Below are 17,994 nucleotides of genomic sequence, written 5' to 3'. Positions count from 1 at the left end.
GGTAATCGCATGGACGGCGACAACATAGGACACTTGGTTTATCTGGTCGTGCTTGGCGCGGCGGTTGTGTTTTGGTTCGTCTCACAAAACCGTCAGTCGCTGAACAAAACCGTGCAGCAGGCCATGGCCTGGGTTTTTATCTTTGTCGGAGCGATCGCCGTTGTCGGGCTGTGGGACGATATCCGCTCGACCGTTGGCCCTGCACCGCAGATGACCATCACGGGCGAGGCGATTGAGGTTCCACGCGCCTATGATGGTCACTATTACCTGCCGGTTCTGGTAAACGGAGAGCCGATCACCTTCCTTGTCGATACGGGTGCCAGCCAGATCGTGTTAAGCGAGCAAGATGCCAGACGTATCGGCATAGACCCGGAGCAGCTCAACTATCTCGGCCGCGCCTTCACCGCGAACGGAGAGGTGCGGACAGCACCCGTTCGACTGGACAGCCTTGAACTGGGGCCAATCATCGACAAGGGTGTCTCGGCCTGGGTAAACGAAGGAGACCTGCGTCAATCATTGCTGGGCATGGATTACCTGCACCGGTTCTCAAACATCCAGTTCACCGATGGCCGTTTGATTTTGTCCCGCTAAAGGCTTGGCAGCGTCATTTACAATTTGAGAACAAAATAAGAACATGCTAACCTATCGGCATGTCTACAAACCTGCTTGGCCGTAAACCCGCGCACGACGTGCCGGGGCTGGTTCTACAGTCACAGATCACCCTGCAACTGGGCCGCGTACACGAAGCCTGCGGCCCTGCCCGGCGCAGCTTTGCCATGTGGCTGGCCGGTCAGGCACAGGGACCGATACTATGGATTGCCCCCGCGTGGGAGCCCGCACAACTGAACCCCGACGGGATGATGCCGTTTGCCGATCCGGCGCGGTTTCTATTCGTCCGCCCCACCCGCGCCGAAGATTTGTTGTGGTGTATGGAAGAGGCATTGCGCAGCGGGGCGGTTCCGCTGATCATCTGCGATCTGCCCGGTGCACCCGGGCTGACGCCGGTACGGCGGATGCATTTGGCTGCCGAACACGGGGGGCTGATGGGGCGGGCGCCGCTGGGATTGCTGCTAACCCCCGGAGATGGCGGCGCACAAGGGGTTGAGACGCGCTGGCACATGACCGCAGATCATCAGGGCGACGCAAGGCGCTGGACCCTGACCCGCCGCCGCGCCCGCGCCCTGCCCCCGGTCAGTTGGCAGGCCACCCAAACCAAACCGCGCGCCGGTCTGAACCTGACCTGGATCGAGACCACGGATGAATTGGTGTGACATCCCGCAGCGTGAAAAAAATTCGTAAAGTTAAATAACTTGTGACTGGCAAAAGCTTGACACCGGCCCTAGCGTCTCTGCATGAGTCATCCGATCCATGACAGCCGCTATTCCTGGCTCCGCCTGCTGATCACACTCGCCATTGCGACGGTGGCGAATGTCGGCATGTGGGCGGTGATCGTTGTGATGCCTGCCATCGAGACGCAGTTTGGCGCCGGACGGGCCGAGGCTTCACTGCCCTATGTTCTGGCTATGGTCGGCTTTGCGCTTGGGAATATGTGGCTGGGGCAGATGGTCGACAGGCTGGGTGTGACCAAAGCGCTGATCGGTGCAGCGGTACTGAGCGCGGTCAGCTATCTACTGGCGACATGGGCACCGAACATCCTGCTGCTGTCAGTGGCGCATTTGCTACTGGGGCTTGGGACGTCGATCGGGTTTGGCCCCCTGATCGCTGATATCTCGCATTGGTTTATGCGGCGGCGTGGGATTGCCGTGGCACTGGTGGCCAGTGGCAACTACTTGTCCGGAGCTATCTGGCCAACGATGCTATCCGGTATTCTGGCCCGGGACGGCTGGCAACAGGTCTATTTGACACTCGCCTTAATCACCTTGGTTGTTGTTATTCCCCTCTCCCTTCTGCTGCGTCGTCAAGTCCCAATTGAGGCGCATAGCACGGCGGCTGCGAATGCTCAGATCAACGCGCGAAGCGTCGGAATCTCGCCACGCGCCCTGCAATACATTTTAGGTCTGGCCGGTATCGGGTGCTGCGTTGCGATGTCTATGCCGCAGGTACACATCGTTTCCTACTGCGTCGGGCTGGGCTACGGTCCCGCCGTGGGGGCCGAGATGTTGTCACTGATGCTTATGGGCGGAGTGGTCAGTCGGGTGATCTCGGGCATCGTGGCCGATAAGCTGGGGGGTGTCATGACCTTGTTGGGCGGATCGGTGCTTCAGTGCATCGCGCTTTTCCTGTTCCTGCCCTATGACGGGATGGTTTCACTGTATATCGTCAGCTTGCTGTTCGGCTTGGCACAGGGTGGCATCGTGCCGAGCTATGCGCTGGTCGTGCGCGAATACATGCCCCCGCAAGAGGCCGGAGCACGCGTCGGTTTTGTCATGATGATGACCATCCTTGGCATGGCGCTTGGCGGCTGGATGTCCGGTTGGATCTACGACGTGACCGGAAACTACCAGCTCGCCTTTATCAACGGCATACTCTGGAACGGGCTGAACATCGCCATACTCCTTGTACTGCTTCACCGCTCACGCCCCCGCAGGCAAGAGGCAATGGCATGACCGGGTTGACCCGCCGGATCCTGCTGGCGGGGCTCGCGAGCCTTTCCGTGGCGCATCCGACCCATGCCGCAACCACCCGCTACGAATTGGTCCCCGAGGGCACGTCCGTGGACTTTACATTCGATATATCGGGGCTTGCCCAATCCGGCACCATGCCAATTCAATCGGCGGATATTCAGATTGACCTGAGCAACCTGGCAAACAGCACAGTAAGTGTAACACTGAACGCTGCCGAAGCCCGGACCCGATTGCCTTTTGCCCGCAGCGCAATGCTGGGCCAAGGCGTTCTGGACGTGGAACAATTTCCAACCATTCAGTTCGTTTCAACCGAAGTGCAGCTTGGCGAAGGTGGACGAATCTCGCGCGGGGCAACAATCACCGGAGATCTTACCCTGCGCGGTGTGACCCGCCCGATCACCTTGCAAGCGGACCTGTTTCGTCCCCCCGGAAGTGACGCCGCCAATCTGGACATGCTTTCTATCCGTCTGACAGGGGCCCTGAATCGTCACGACTTTGGGGCCTCGGGCTATACCGATCTGGTACAGGATACCGTCGGACTGGATATCAAAGCCGAGATCAAACGGGCCGAATAGACAAAAAACGACGCCGCAGTGTCGATAAGACGCGCGCATCGCAAACTTATTGCGTAAAGGTGGCCCCACTATGCGCACGATCATTTCCTTTGCCGCCCTTTTCCTATCTGTCATTCTGCTTCAGCTTTCAACAGGTGGCGTTGGACCGCTGGACGCCATTTCGGGTCTGACGCTCGAATTCACGACCGGGCAGATCGGTCTGCTAGGTTCGGCCCATTTCATCGGATTCTTTGTTGGCTGCTGGTGGGCTCCGCGACTGATGGGGAATGTTGGGCATTCCCGTGCGTTTGCCGTCTGCACCGCCTTGGGCGCGATGGGGCTGCTTGGACACACCTTGACCGATAATCCGTATATCTGGGCAGCGCTCAGGATTGCTTCGGGCACGTGCGTCGCCGGATGCTATACAGTGATTGAGGCTTGGCTGAACGCCAAAGTCACGAACGAAACACGCGGGCGGGCGATGGGAACTTATCGGTTCGTCGACATGGGCGCATCCCTTTGCGCGCAGCTTATCATCGCGGTTCTGCCCCCTGCATCTTATGTTTCATATAACCTTCTGGCTATTTTGTGCTGTGCGGCGTTGCTGCCATTAACCCTGACCAAGGCAAATCAGCCGGAAACCCCCGACGCCCCACGCCTGCGGCCCAAGCTGGCTTGGCGCAGCTCTCCGCTTGCGGTTGCGGGCGTAATCGTCGCGGCACTCAGCTCTGCCTCATTTCGTATGGTCGGCCCCGTCTACGGGCAAGAGGTCGGACTGAATGTCGATCAGATCGCCTTTTTCCTCGCATCATTTGTTCTGGGCGGAGCCTTGGCGCAATACCCGCTTGGCTGGCTTGCAGATAAATATGACAGGCGATGGGTGCTTATCTGGCTTTCCGTGGCGGCAGTGCTCAGTTGCGGTGTGACGATGGCTGCCAGTGATACCGGCACTGTGGGCGTTATGCTGGCGGCTGTGGTCTTTGGTCTGACAACCTTTCCAATCTTTTCAGTTTCGTCGGCCCACGCAAATGACTTTGCGACCACCGAAGAGCGGGTCGAACTTTCTGCAGCTCTGATGTTCTGGTATGCGCTGGGGGCGATTGCATCGCCCTACGTCTCATCGACTCTGATTCAGCAATATGGTCCAGGCGCACTGTTTGCGTTCGTCGCCGCCGGGCATGTCGTATTGATCGTGTTCGGTGTGGCCCGGATGCGCTCACGCCCAACACCAGAGGAGCGGACGAACTATGTTTATGCGCCGCGTACATCGTTCACCATAGGGCGACTGCTCAAAAGATCCCGAGAGGAATAGCGACAGCTGCGGGCTTTGTGCAGTTTTGCAGGGCTACAAGACAGAAACCGGTCTTTTGCTGATCGCCTACATCATGTAGACGGGCGCGAAGTTAGATACGTGGACACGCAAAATGGCTCGGATTCTCATTACCTCAGCGATCCCTTACATCAACGGGATCAAGCACCTCGGCAACCTGATCGGCTCGCAATTGCCTGCCGATCTTTATGCACGTTATCAGCGTGGCCGGGGTAATGAGGTCATGTTCCTCTGCGCCACCGATGAACACGGCACCCCGGCGGAACTGGCCGCGGCCAAGGCGGGTAAACCTGTGGCCGAATACTGCGCCGATATGTATGCCGTGCAGGCAGATATCGCGAAACGGTTCGGTCTGAGCTTTGATCACTTTGGTCGTTCATCAAGCGAGCAGAACAAACGCCTGACACAGCATTTCGCAGGCAAGTTGGATGATGCAGGCCTGATCCGTGAGGTGAGCGAGAAGCAGGTCTACTCCAACGCGGATGGCCGGTTCCTGCCCGACCGTTATATTGAAGGCACCTGCCCCAACTGCGGGTATGAGCGCGCGCGCGGCGACCAATGTGAAAACTGCACCAAGCAGCTTGACCCGACCGATCTGATCAATCCACGCTCAGCGATTTCGGGTTCGACCGATCTTGAGGTGCGCGAGACCAAGCACCTGTATCTGCGTCAGTCCGCAATGAAAGATCAGCTTGATGCGTGGATCGACTCCAAGACCGATTGGCCAATCCTGACTACATCCATTGCCAAGAAATGGCTGCATGATGGTGACGGCCTGCAAGACCGGGGCATCACCCGCGATCTGGACTGGGGTGTGCCGGTCAAGAAAGGCGAACAGGACTGGCCCGGCATGGAAGGCAAAGTGTTCTACGTCTGGTTCGACGCGCCGATCGAATACATCGCCTGCGCCAAGGAGTGGGCCGATGCCAACGGCAAAAGCGACGCAGACTGGGAACGCTGGTGGCGCACCGACAAGGGTGCCGAAGACGTGCGTTACGTGCAGTTCATGGGCAAGGACAACGTCCCTTTCCACACGCTGTCCTTCCCCGCGACCATTCTTGGTTCGGGCGAGCCGTGGAAGATGGTCGATCACCTAAAGTCCTTCAACTACCTGAACTATGACGGCGGCCAGTTCTCGACCTCGCAAGGCCGTGGCGTGTTCATGGATCAGGCGCTGGAAATCCTGCCCGCCGATTACTGGCGCTGGTGGCTGCTGAGCCATGCGCCCGAAAGCAGCGATAGTGAATTCACCTGGGAAAACTTCCAGCAATCGGTGAACAAGGATCTTGCGGACGTTCTGGGTAACTTCGTCAGTCGGATTACCAAGTTCTGCCGCTCGAAATTTGGCGAAACGGTTCCCGAGGGCGGTGCCCTTGGAGCGCGTGAACAAACTCTGATCGAAGACCTGACCAAACGCATCCGCGCCTACGAAGGACACATGGAGGCAATGGAAGTTCGCAAGTCCGCTCAAGAACTGCGGGCGATCTGGGTTGCAGGCAATGAATATCTGCAAGCCGCAGCGCCATGGTCGACCTTTAAAGAGGACCCGGACCAAGCCGCGGTACAGGTGCGTTTGGGCCTGAATCTGATCCGCCTATATGCCGTGCTTAGCGCGCCCTTTATTCCAGATACGTCAGCCAAGATGCTGAGCGCGATGAACACGCTGGACACAAGGTGGCCCGACGACGTCTCGGCTGCGCTTGACGCCCTGCCTGCGGGCCATTCCTTCACCGTTCCTGATGTGTTGTTCACCAAGGTTACAGATGAACAGCGCGAAGACTGGCAAAGCCGGTTTTCAGGCACACGCGCCTGATCTGGCGCAAACCGGAACTTGAAAGCGGGGGTTGTCCAGCCCCCGTTTTTTGCTTTTTAGCCCCATTTACATCAGCAGATTGATCTAAGTCGGCCTTACACCGACGAAATTTTCTCGTTCTCTGCGTCTGGCTCGCATTCAAGATGCTTGAGATATGATTTTAAAACGTCCATCCTGACCTTAAATTCAGTCGACTCGTCAGGGTGGCCAACCGTTCTGGCGCAATAAATCGCATTTTCAACGAGGCGCCTGCCATGTCCCTTACATTGAAGAACACTTTTTTCCGTTTTACCGGACCCAGCAGCGCCCTTGCAGCCTTGGCCTGCCTGACCATTGCGCAAATAGCTTCCGCGCAGGATCAAGGTGACGCCGCCCCGCCGAAAGTGTCGATCGCAGCAGCCTATACCGAAGAGATCACCGAAGAGGCCATGTTCATCGGACGGGCCGAAGCCCTGAACAAGGTTGACATCGTGGCGCGCGTCAGCGGTTTTCTTGAAAGTCAGAACGTCGAAGATGGCGCGTTGGTCAAACAGGGCGACCTGCTCTTCACTATTGAACCCGATCTTTACGAAGCAACGCTTGAGGCGCGGAACGCCGATCTTGACCGGGCCGAGGCCAACCTTGAACTGGCGCGGGTTGAACTGGCGCGAAAACAAGAGCTTTTCGAACGAGATGCCACCCCCGAAGCCGAGCGCGACATCGCGCGCGCGAATGAATTGGTGGCCGAGGCCGAAGTGAAAGCTGCCCATGCGGCAATTCAGCAAGCTGAACTTGACCTCAGCTACACCGAAATTCACGCGCCTTTCGACGGTCGCATCGGTCGGGTGGCGATCAGTGTCGGTGACGTGGTTGGGCCAACCAACCCACCGCTGGTCAATATCGTCAGCGAGGCTCCGATCTACGTGAACTTCTCGGTAAACGAAAAACAATTCACGTCGGTTCTTGAGGCTGTGGGCGAGAACCCCTCGTCCCTCACCGAAAGCGGCAAAAGCCCGAATGTGCGCATAAACCTACCAAACGGAACGGAGCTGGATGAAACGGGCAAGATCGTGTTCGTAGACAACCGGATTGACCCCTTGACCGGTGCCATTGCAATGCGCGCCGAGTTCGCAAATGCTAACCGGTTGATCGTCGACGGGGCCTTCCTGAATGTGCGAATTGAGGCGCTGGAACCAACGCTTGAGGTTATGATCCCCCAAGCCGCGCTGCAACGTGACCAACGCGGGGATTTTGTGCTTGTGGTCAACGATCAACAGATGGTGGAGCAGCGCTATATCACAACCGGCAATACAGAGGGCACAGCAGTTATCGTCAAAGACGGTCTTCGCGAGGGCGAAAGCGTGATCGTCGAAGGTCTGCAAAGGGTCCGGCCTGGCGTTGCCGTTGATGCGGTCGTCGCATCTGAGCAGCCGGGAGAATAACCGATGTTCTCAGCCCTGTTCATCAGCCGCCCCAAGCTGGCGCTTGTTATTTCGCTTGTCCTGACAATCATGGGCGGTATCGGCTATCTGGTCTTGCCCGTGGCCCAATTCCCCGACATCACTCCGCCGGTTGTGAGTGTGTCCACAACGTATACCGGTGCAAACGCCGAAACTGTTGAAAATACCGTCGCCGCGCCCATTGAAGCGCAGGTAAACGGTGTGGACGACATGATCTATATGACGTCCACGTCCTCGGACAACGGTAGCTATTCGCTGAATATTACCTTTGAGGTGGGAACCGATCCCGACATCGCCTCGGTCAACGTGCAGAACCGCGTGGCGCAAGCGATGTCGTCGCTACCGGCTGAGGTGACATCATCGGGTGTGGTCACGCAAAAGGCGTCGACCAACATGCTGTTGCTGGTCACTCTGACTTCGCCGAACGGTACTTATGACAGTGTGTTCTTGTCGAACTATGCGTCGATCAACCTCAAAGACGCGCTGGCGCGTGTTCAAGGTGTCGGTAAGGCGGACGTTCTGACCAATCTGGAATATGCCATGCGGATCTGGATGGACCCGGATCAGATGGCGGCCTTGTCGATCACTCCGGGCGACGTGATCAACGCCATTCGCGAGCAAAACGTTGAAGTATCGGCAGGGTCGATCGGGGCACCCCCGGTTCCAGAGGGGCAAACCTTTCAGTACACGATCAAGACCAAGGGTCGTCTGACCTCGGCCGATGAATTCGGAGAGATTGTCATTCGCACAGGCGATGCAGGGTCAATCGTGCGGGTCAGGGATATCGCACGTGTGGAACTGGGCGCGGAATACTATGCGGCCTCGGGTTTTTTCGACAACGTTCCAGCAACAGTCATTGGCATCTATCAAGCCCCCGGAGCAAACGCGCTGGCTGTCTCCGAACGCGTCGAGGCAGAGCTAGAGCGCCTATCGCGCACATTCCCATCCGATGTGGAATATGGCGTCCCCTTCAACACCACGGACTTTGTGGAACAATCCCTGAATGATGTGGTCTCAACCCTGATTTTGACCTTCACTCTGGTGATTTCCGTTGTGTTCGTCTTCCTTGGCAGTTGGCGCGCGACAATTATTCCCGCGGTCGCAATCCCGGTCTCACTGATCGGGACATTCGCATTCCTGCTGTTGTTCGGAATGTCGTTGAACACAATCTCGCTGTTCGCTCTGGTTCTGGCCATCGGGATCGTGGTGGACGATGCGATTGTTGTGGTCGAAAACGTGGAACGGATCATCGCAGAGGAAGGGCTGCCGCCCGCCGAGGCAACCCGAAAGGCGATGGGGCAGATCACTGGCCCGGTCATCGCAACCACGTTGGTTCTGCTGGCCGTGTTTGTGCCGGTGACCTTTATGCCCGGCATTTCGGGGCGGTTGTATTCACAGTTCGCCGTGACGATTTCAACCGCGGTTGTGATCTCGTCCATCAACGCGCTGACGCTGTCTCCGGCCTTGTGCGGGCTGGTGCTGCGGGCACGTTCCGGTCCCCCCAAAGGACTGCTGGCCGTCTTCGAAAACTTCATCGGCACCGTTCGGGGCGGCTATGTCGCAATTGTTCGTAAACTGCTGATCCTGCCTGTTATTGGACTTGGCATCATCGTCGCGTTGGCAATGGGCGGCGGGACGATCATGTCGAACACATCCAGTGGCTTCCTGCCGCTTGAGGATAACGGCTATCTTTTCGTCGACATCCAACTGCCCGATGCGGCCACGTTGGAACGGACCGAGGTCGTGTCGGCCCGGTTGGATGAACAGATTCAGCAAATCCCCGGTGTATCAAGTACGGTTCTCATCAACGGCTACTCAATGCTGAACGGGACCATCACCAACGGAGCTGCAATCTTTGTAAACCTCATCAACTGGGACGAGCGTCAGGAGGAAGACCTGAGCGCCAACGCCATTCTTGCGAAAATCCTGGCTATTGCCAACGGTGAGTCCGCGGCCTCGGTCGTTGCCTTCAATCCGCCACCCATTCAGGGTCTGGGCATGTCGGCCGGTGTTGAAATGGAGGTTCAACAAACAGGTGGCGGGTCGCCGCAGGATTTGGCTGCGGCCGTGGGATCGTTTGTCTACGCGGCCAACCAGCGGCCCGAGATCGGTCAGTCTTATACGACGTTTCGGGCAAACGTTCCCCAGCTGTTTGTTGATCTGGACCGCGAGAAAGCCAAAACGCTGCAAGTGTCGGTGGCCGAAGTTTTCCAGACCATGCAGGCGCAGCTTGGGTCCTACTATGTGAACGACTTCAACCTGTTCGGACGGGTCTATCGCGTGATGATCCAAGCCGACGGCAGCTATCGCGACAATGTCGAGGATATATCGAACCTTTATGTTCGTTCCACGACGGGTGAGATGGTTCCTCTGGGAACACTGGTCGATGTAGAAAACGTGTTGGGCCCGGTTCTGCTGAAACGGCATAACCTGTTCCGCTCAGCCACCGTTACGGCGGTTCCTGCGCCAGGTCTTTCAACGGGCGACGCCATCACAGTGATGACCGAAGAATCCGCGACTGCCCTGCCCCCGGGTTACGCGTTCGAATGGACAGGAACCGCGCAACAGCAATTGGCGACGGGTGGACTTGTGGTTGTGATCCTGGGTCTTGCGATCATGTTCGGATATCTCTTCTTGGTTGGCCAGTACGAAAGTTGGAGCATGCCGGTGTCCATCCTGCTTTCGGTGATCGTTGCCCTATTCGGCGCGGTGGCTGCAGTTGCTGTCGCTGGCAGCGATATCAACCTGTATACCCAGATCGGGATGATCATGCTTGTTGGCCTCGCATCAAAGAACGGCATTCTGATCGTCGAGTTCGCAATGGAGCAACGGGCCCAAGGTTTGTCGATCAAAGAGGCCGCCGCCGAAGCCGCGTTTCAGCGTTTCCGCGCGGTGATGATGACCGCCCTGTCGTTCTTGCTTGGCGTTGTCCCCCTGCTGGCGGCCAGCGGAGCAGGCGCGGCCAGCCAGAAAGCCATCGGCGTGGCGGTGTTTGGTGGAATGCTGGCAGCGACGCTGGTTGGAGTCATTCTGGTGCCGGTTCTATACGCGTTGATGCAAAGCCTCAGGGAATGGATCAAAGGGTCAAAGAACGATCCCGGACCATCCGAGGAAACAGCGTAAGCCCAAAGAAAAACCCCGCCTGTCGGGCGGGGTCTTATTCTAGGCGGCAGCCTGCCTATGTTGGTCCATCCAATCCTGAATGCGCGCGACCTGATCTGCACTTAGTCGCAGACCAAGCTTGTTACGACGCCAGACGACATCTTCGGCCATACGCGCATACTCTTTGTCCATCAGCCATTGTAGTTCGCGCGCGGTCAGCGTGGCACCAAAATCTTCTCCCAAATCCTCGGCGGTTTTGGCATCTGCCAGAATATCGCGGGCCTCAGTCCCATAGGCACGCACAAGACGTTCAGCCCAAGCGCGATCCAAGAAGGTAAAATCTTCCTCTAGACCGGCTACCAAATCCTGCACCCCATCAACCGGAAAGTCTCCTCCGGGTAAGGCAACGCCTGCGGTCCACGGGCCGGGCAGATCCGGAAAATGCTCGGCCACTTTCTCAAGCGCGCTTTCCGCCAATCGCCGGTATGTTGTGATCTTGCCGCCAAAGACATTCAGCACGGGCGCCCCACCCTGCGCATCGACTTTAAGCGTATAGTCCCGCGTCGCCGCAGTCGCGCTGCTGGCACCGTCATCATAGAGCGGCCGCACCCCGGAATAGGTCCAGACGATCTCATCGCGCGTCACAGGGGTTTTGAAGTACTTCGTCGCAAAGGCGCACAGATACTCTTGTTCTGCTTCGGTACAGACTGGACGCTCGGACGGGTTCGGATGATCCTGATCTGTTGTCCCGATCAGGGTGTAGTCACGCTCATATGGAATGGCAAAAATGATCCGGCCATCCTCACCCTGAAAGAAATAGCATTTGTCGTGGTCGAATAGTCTGCGAGTCACGATATGGCTGCCGCGAACCAATCGGACACCCTCACGCGAGTTAACACGGATTTTCGTCTGGATAATGTCGCCAACCCAAGGACCACCCGCGTTGATCAGCATCTTTGCTTTGATCACCCGCGTTTCTTCGCTGTCGCGATTGCGAACCGTAACCTGCCATAGATTGCCCATGCGCTCGGCTGACAGAACCTCGGTTCGAACCATGATGTTTGCGCCGCGCGCCTCAGCGTCGCGGGCATTGAGTACGACCAGCCGTGAGTCTTCGATCCAGCAATCCGAATACTCATAGGCGGTTTCGAACCTGTCCTGCAAAGGCCGCCCCTCAGGCGCGCTTTTTAGATCCAACGAAGCAGTTCCGGGAAGGATTTTTCGCCCACCCAAATGGTCATACATGAACAATCCCAACCGGATCAGCCAAGCCGGGCGACGTCCCTTCATCCAGGGCATCACAGTGCCCAGCAAGCGCGAGGTTGGCGTTTCGGAATCAAAGCGCATATCCGGGTGATACGGTAAGACAAAGCGCATCGGCCAACTGATATGCGGCATCGCACGCAGCAGGGTTTCGCGCTCGATCAAAGCCTCGCGGACAAGGCGGAACTCAAAATACTCAAGATACCGCAACCCACCATGAAACAGTTTGGTCGACGCCGAAGAGGTGGCCGACGCCAGATCGTTCATCTCAGCCAGCGCCACCGAAAGCCCGCGCCCAGCCGCATCCCGCGCGATACCGCAGCCGTTGATACCGCCGCCAATGATGAAAAGGTCCAAAACCTGTTCGTTTGTCTGTTCCATAACCGGATGATTCCCACTTCAACGCGAAACGCGCGCTTATTAACCGTATAGGCCCTCGTTTGGTCAATGCGATTCTTCGTTTATGTTCGCTATGCCGCGATTTGAGGATAAATCTACGGCTGAAGGTGAAGATTATGTTGCGCCGCCAGCAAAAACGAACATAAACGAACTCAAGCAGTAGGAGCAGACCGTGTCCCTTTCCTTTCGCCAGTCGGATATCTTGAACATTGCCCGGCAAGACGGACGTGTGATGGTCGAAGACCTTGCTGCTCGGTTCGATGTTACGGTTCAGACCATCCGCCGCGACCTGTCCGAACTGTCGGATATGGGGAAACTCGACCGCGTTCACGGCGGTGCCGTTCTACGCTCGGGCGTTTCCAATATTGGTTACGAAGACCGCCGCGCAATGAACGCCGAGTCCAAAGCCCTGATCGCGCAGCACTGTGCACAGGATATTCCCGATGGTGCATCGATTTTCCTGAACATCGGCACCTCGACCGAATCCGTCGCCCGGCAATTGCTGGGCCACAAAGACCTGATGGTGGTGACCAACAACATGAATGTCGCCAACATACTGGTCGATAACCCCAACTGCCAGATCGTTGTGGCGGGCGGTGTTTTGCGGCGGTCAGATGGGGGATTGGTAGGCAATCTGACGGTCGCAACCATCGAGCAGTTCAAATTTGACTTTGCGATCATAGGATGCTCTGCCCTGGATACTGCCGGAGACCTGTTGGATTTCGACTTTCAAGAGGTGCGCGTCAGCCAGACCATCATCGCGCAAGCCCGCAAGACCTGCTTGGTGGCAGACCAAACCAAGTTTCAACGTACCGCGCCCGCACGGATAGCCTCGCTGTCTGAGGTGGACATGTTCTACACAGATCAGCCTCTGCCTGCAGGATTGGCCGTGAAATGCACTGAGTGGCAGACACAGGTAAAGCTGTGTTCCTAATCTCAAAACAGTTTCAACGGCTGAGATTGGATAAACCCTCCCGAAAGAAGGACTAACCATGCGGTTGTTAGGTCAGTAGCTGGGCTGTTATAACGACCCGAGGTTACTGGCGCTGTTTTTGTTCCTCGTGGGTTTGCCGGTAGATATGCGGTGGCTGCCACTAATACCTGCCAGAGCAAGAGTTTCTAGCAACTGTATCTAACACGGCCGCCCCGTTTCCCATTTCTGACGCCTTTTGCACAGGGTATTTGCGAAAATGACGAGTTTTCGCCCGACCGCCATAACGGTGACCTTGTGCGATTTCCCAGCGTTTCGAAGTCGTTCCGCGAAGGCCATCAGTATCGGATTGTGATGGGAGGCAACCAATGCGGCTTGGAACAGGACATGTCGCAAACCACACCCACCCGCGCCAGTCTCAACTCGCCGCTATTTCGTCAGACCGCGCAGACCGCCTGAGACCAGGACATTTACTTCGTACAAAATCCGGGGCGCTGCCAATCCGCCTGGGCTGGCCAGATAGTTCGGGCTCCATTCCGGGTCGAATTTCTGTTTGAAAGACCGCAACCCCTCAAAATGATAGAACTGTTCGCCATGTTCATAAACAAAACCGCCGACGCGGTTCCAGAATGAGGCAAGCTGCCGGTTCTCGATCCCGGAAAACGGTGCAGCCCCCAGTGAAAACCACTGAAACCCCTGCTCGGCCCCCCATGACATCATTTCAGCAAACAAGGCATCCATGACAAAGCTGGGACTGTCGGGCTCATACCGCATCAGGTCCAGTGACAGTTCGGATTTGTGACCGCCTTGAAACAGATTGGCAAAGGCAATTATCTGACCCGTATCCCCATTGCGCAGCACAGCATGATCAAAATACGACAGGTATTCATCATCAAAGCCGCCAAGGGCAAAACCTTTCTCTGCGCCCGCCTTGTTTTCAAGCCAGTCGTCTGACACCTTGCGCAGTTCGGGCAGAATCGCGGCCAGTTTTTCTTTCGGGATGATTTCAAACACATACCCCTCCCGCTCGGCCCGGTTCTTTGCCTGTCGGAACCGTTTGCGGGATTTCCCATCAAGCGAAAAGTCTTTCAACGGCACCCGCGCGACCTCACCGATTTTCAGAATAGACAGGCCAAGGTCCAGGAAGGTCGGCAGGTATTTGGTGGAAACACTGTAGAATGCGCAAAGCTTACCTTCCCGGTCCGCCAAATCGCGAAGCTGCCAGATCAACTGCTTACCTGTCTTTTCGTCGCCTACCGGTTCGCCCTTGCTGATCAAGGCATTTCCGGTGTCAGCGTAGGCCAGGAACGCGCTATCGTCTGGCGCGATCAGGAACTGTTTGTCTCCGGTCAGCGAAATCTGCGCCTCGGTGTCTTCGCTTTCTAACGCCAAACGTTCCACCACTGGTGGTATTTCAGTCCGTACTGGCTGAGGTATTTCCCGCCCGAACAGAGAGTTCACAGCAATAACCCCAACAATCATCGCGACCACCAGGCTAGAGCGCAAGAAGCGCGAGGCGTCACCATTCCAGGCGAATTCCCACCATAATGCGTTCTGGTACTCGACATGCGAATAGGCAAATAACCCGATCCAGAAGATGACCGCTAACAAGGCGATCACGCTGACCAGCCACGGAATGTTCAGTCGGAAAATCGAAGCACCGCTGACACGATAGAACGCATCGCGAAACGTGGCGAGCACGGCGGTTGAGACCAACATGCCGATGGCTTCATGCGTATCCAGCCCCTTGGTCAAAGAGGCAACACATCCAGCCACCATCAGCAGGATCGCAACGACCCACGCGCGATAAAGTTTGCGGAACAACCCGCGTGAGACCAGGATCAACAACACGCCGATAGTGCTGCCCGCCAGATGAGACGCCTCGACAAAGGACAGCGGCAGCACGTCACGCAGCACGCCAAGGCTCTGGCTACTGGACGGCAAGGCCCCCGAAACCAGCAGAATGATCCCCGCCACGGCAGTCACACCTGCAGCAACCATAGGAACGATCGGCCGTATCGCACGGTAGATCCATGTTGCTGCACCGCTGATGTGATGGCGGTGTGTAAGTGCCGAGGCCACTGCAATCGCAAGGCTGGCTACAACAAAGGGTAAAAACGTGTAGACCAACCGATACAGCAGCAAGGCCGCGATCACGTCAGACCGGCCAGAGGCACCCAGACCTGCGATCAACGTCGCCTCGAACGCGCCAATTCCACCGGGCGCGTGACTGAGAATGCCGATCGCAATCGCGCCTATGAAAATCGTAAAGAAATAGGGATACCCGACCCCCAGATCATTGGGCAACAGGGTGTACAGCACCATCGAAGCGCCAAACAGGTCTCCGATTGCGGCCAGGGTCAGCAGACCTGCGAGCTTGCCGCCCGGCAGGCTGAATCCGAATCCGCCATAGGCCAGCTTACGCCCGCCCTTTGCAAGCCAGATGAACAGCGCCGCAAGTGCGGCAAGCAAGCACAGCCCGATCACAGTCTCGGTCGTATCGCTGATCGGCAAAATCTTTGATATGCCATCCGGATGCAGAGTGAACAAAATGCCCAGCAAAAGCACCAGCCCTGACCAAAACGCAATCCATGACGTCGCAATGACACCCGCAACACGGCTAAGGTCCAGCCCAAGCGAGGCATAGATGCGATAGCGGATCGCTGTTCCGGTGATGTACGAGAACCCAAGGCAGTTGGACACGGCATACCCGCTTGCCCCGGCCATCCCAGCAACTGTCAGAGGCACCTCTCCCTTCGCCACGCTTTGCACGGCGAAAACATCGTACATGGACAGCGACAAGAAGCTGAAGCAGGTCCAGCCCAAAGCGATTGCCAAGATTGTCCAATGCGTATTCGCCACATCCGCCTGAACGTCGGCCCATTTCACATGCTCGGACAGTTCATGCAGAACGACCAGCGCGATAAGTGTAACCAGTATCGGGACCGCAATCCGTACTGCGGGTTTTTCGAGAAACCCAGCCGCGCGCTCTGCAAGACGCACTGCCCACAGCTCTTTGTCAATCTCCTGCGTGGTCATAGTTTTCCTCTGCTCTGAGGCACTGCAACGATCCCGCGCGCGGATGGGCGACGCGGAGCAACTGTTGCACAAATTCCTTAAAGCTCAAAACACTGCGAAGGTTCAGACCCGGCCTTTTCGCGTGGATAAAAACAGATTGGTCTCGGACCGGGTGATCCCCTCCATCCGTCGGATCAGGAAAAGAACTTCGTCGAGTTCCGCCAACGTCTCGGTGCCGATCTCGGCGATCAGGTCCCAACTGCCGTTGGTTGTATGCACGGCACGAACCTGGCGCAGGGCGGCAATGCGTGCCATCGTTCGCTCGGTCCCGCGGCCTTCGATCTCAAGCATCATCAGGCCACGCACAGGGCTTTCCGCAACATCCTGCCGGGTAAGCACGGTAAAGCCCACGATCTCGCCAGATTGCTTCAGGCGCTGCAAGCGGCTGCGTACTGTTGTCCGCGTCACACCAAGCGTATCCGCCAATTCTGAGAGCGATGCCCGCGCATCCCGATGCAAAGCATTCAGCAGCTTACTGTCCAAACCGTCCATGGTGCCTTCTCATTTTGAATGCATCGGTTTCTTTTTGAACACTTTGACCTCTTTTCGCAACCCGTACTGAATGTTTAAACAAACATATGGACAACAAACACGTTATATTGGTCGGCGCTCCGATGGATGCGGGAAAGCGCCGTCAGGGCTGCCGGATGGGGCCAGACGCCTATCGGGTGGCCGGTCTGGATCAGGCCTTGATTGATCTGGGACACCAGGTTTCAGACATCGGCAATGTTTCACCCGACAAAACAGATGTGCCTGTACACGATCACCTGTTTGCCCTGCCCGAAGTCATCGGCTGGACCCGCGCGCTGAGCCGCGCGGCGCAAGACTCTGCTGCGAAAGGGCTACCCATATTCATGGGCGGCGATCACGCATTATCCATGGGTACTGTTTCCGGTATGGCCGCCCACGCCAAAAAGCTTTGCCGCCCGCTATTCGTGCTGTGGCTTGACGCCCATAGCGACTTTCACACACCCGACAGTACCGGCAGCGGCAACCTTCACGGAACCCCGGTGGCGTATTTCACGGGCCAGCCCGGTTTTGACGCGTTTCCCCCGGTGACCAATCCAGTCCCGACTGATCGCGTGGGCATGATCGGTTTGCGTTCGGTCGATCCCGCTGAGCGTGCGCGGCTTGAGAAAGATCACGCAATGCTGGCCGACATGCGCAGCATTGATGAACACGGTATCAAAGCCCCCCTGATCGCTTTCCTTGACCGAGTCCGTGCAGCGAATGGCCTTTTGCATGTCTCGCTGGATGTCGATTTTCTGGATCCCTCTATCGCCCCCGCCGTCGGAACAACCGTACCAGGCGGTGCAACCGAGCGTGAGGCGCATCTGGTCATGGAACTGTTACACGAAAGTGGCCTCGTCTGCGCGCTGGACCTTGTGGAGCTGAATCCGTTCCTTGACGAACGCGGCCGCACCGCAAGGCTGATGGTTGATCTTGCGGCCTCGTTACTGGGTCGCCGCATCTTTGACCGCCCAACCCGGAGCTTCTGAT

13 protein-coding genes are annotated in these 17,994 nt (G+C 57.1%); 10 read left to right on the top strand and 3 right to left on the bottom strand.

The window, feature by feature from the left end; translation table 11 throughout:
* The first annotated feature begins 9 nt into the window (after window positions 1-9).
* From LCM21_RS10035 to LCM21_RS10000, 8 genes are all read left to right on the top strand, one after another.
* Entirely contained in the window at window positions 10-591 is a 582-nt protein-coding gene (locus tag LCM21_RS10035) for a retropepsin-like aspartic protease family protein (protein WP_224890471.1), read from the top strand.
* Between the two features lie 59 nt (window positions 592-650).
* On the top strand, window positions 651-1,271 hold the full coding sequence (locus LCM21_RS10030) for an ImuA family protein (protein ID WP_224890470.1): 621 nt from the start codon (window positions 651-653) through the stop codon (window positions 1,269-1,271).
* An 81-nt stretch (window positions 1,272-1,352) separates the two neighbouring features.
* Window positions 1,353-2,567, top strand: coding sequence for an MFS transporter (locus LCM21_RS10025; RefSeq protein WP_224890469.1), 1,215 nt, complete (start codon window positions 1,353-1,355; stop codon window positions 2,565-2,567).
* Entirely contained in the window at window positions 2,564-3,160 is a 597-nt protein-coding gene (locus LCM21_RS10020; RefSeq protein WP_068334853.1) for a YceI family protein, read from the top strand. Before LCM21_RS10025 ends, LCM21_RS10020 begins: the two co-directional genes overlap by 4 nt.
* A 70-nt stretch (window positions 3,161-3,230) precedes the next feature.
* Window positions 3,231-4,451: an MFS transporter gene (locus tag LCM21_RS10015; RefSeq protein ID WP_224890468.1), complete on the top strand. Its 1,221-nt coding sequence runs from the start codon at window positions 3,231-3,233 to the stop codon at window positions 4,449-4,451.
* 112 nt (window positions 4,452-4,563) lie between these two features.
* Window positions 4,564-6,282 carry a methionine--tRNA ligase gene (gene metG / locus LCM21_RS10010; protein WP_224890467.1) on the top strand — a complete coding sequence of 573 codons (1,719 nt, stop codon included), beginning with the start codon at window positions 4,564-4,566 and terminating at the stop codon, window positions 6,280-6,282.
* A gap of 254 nt (window positions 6,283-6,536) precedes the next feature.
* Window positions 6,537-7,703 carry an efflux RND transporter periplasmic adaptor subunit gene (locus tag LCM21_RS10005; RefSeq protein WP_224890466.1) on the top strand — a complete coding sequence of 389 codons (1,167 nt, stop codon included), beginning with the start codon at window positions 6,537-6,539 and terminating at the stop codon, window positions 7,701-7,703.
* A 3-nt stretch (window positions 7,704-7,706) separates the two neighbouring features.
* Window positions 7,707-10,844, top strand: a complete 3,138-nt coding sequence (locus LCM21_RS10000; RefSeq protein ID WP_224890465.1) for an efflux RND transporter permease subunit — start codon at window positions 7,707-7,709, stop codon at window positions 10,842-10,844.
* Window positions 10,845-10,883: 39 nt separating this feature from the next.
* Here the strand turns inward: LCM21_RS10000 and glpD are convergent, their stop codons facing one another.
* A complete protein-coding gene (gene glpD / locus LCM21_RS09995) occupies window positions 10,884-12,467 on the bottom strand; it encodes a glycerol-3-phosphate dehydrogenase (protein ID WP_224890464.1) in 1,584 nt (527 codons plus the stop codon).
* 190 nt (window positions 12,468-12,657) lie between these two features.
* Between glpD and LCM21_RS09990 the strand changes: the two genes are divergently transcribed.
* On the top strand, window positions 12,658-13,419 hold the full coding sequence (locus LCM21_RS09990) for a DeoR/GlpR family DNA-binding transcription regulator (RefSeq protein ID WP_224890463.1): 762 nt from the start codon (window positions 12,658-12,660) through the stop codon (window positions 13,417-13,419).
* Between the two features lie 426 nt (window positions 13,420-13,845).
* On the opposite strand, the gene mprF is transcribed toward LCM21_RS09990, so the two are convergent.
* Both mprF and LCM21_RS09980 read right to left on the bottom strand, forming a co-directional pair.
* A complete protein-coding gene (mprF, locus tag LCM21_RS09985; protein ID WP_224890462.1) occupies window positions 13,846-16,455 on the bottom strand; it encodes a bifunctional lysylphosphatidylglycerol flippase/synthetase MprF in 2,610 nt (869 codons plus the stop codon).
* 102 nt (window positions 16,456-16,557) lie between these two features.
* Window positions 16,558-16,986, bottom strand: coding sequence for an Lrp/AsnC family transcriptional regulator (locus LCM21_RS09980; protein ID WP_224890461.1), 429 nt, complete (start codon window positions 16,984-16,986; stop codon window positions 16,558-16,560).
* Between the two features lie 86 nt (window positions 16,987-17,072).
* Here LCM21_RS09980 and rocF point away from each other — a divergent pair, with 86 nt between their 5' ends.
* Window positions 17,073-17,993: an arginase gene (gene rocF / locus LCM21_RS09975; RefSeq protein WP_224890460.1), complete on the top strand. Its 921-nt coding sequence runs from the start codon at window positions 17,073-17,075 to the stop codon at window positions 17,991-17,993.
* Window position 17,994: the final 1 nt, after the last annotated feature.

The organism is Ruegeria profundi (genome assembly GCF_020171505.1).
Classification (GTDB): Bacteria; Pseudomonadota; Alphaproteobacteria; order Rhodobacterales; family Rhodobacteraceae; genus Ruegeria; species Ruegeria profundi.
Note: the sequence above shows the minus strand (reverse complement) of the source record. Positions and strands in the feature narration are given on the sequence as shown.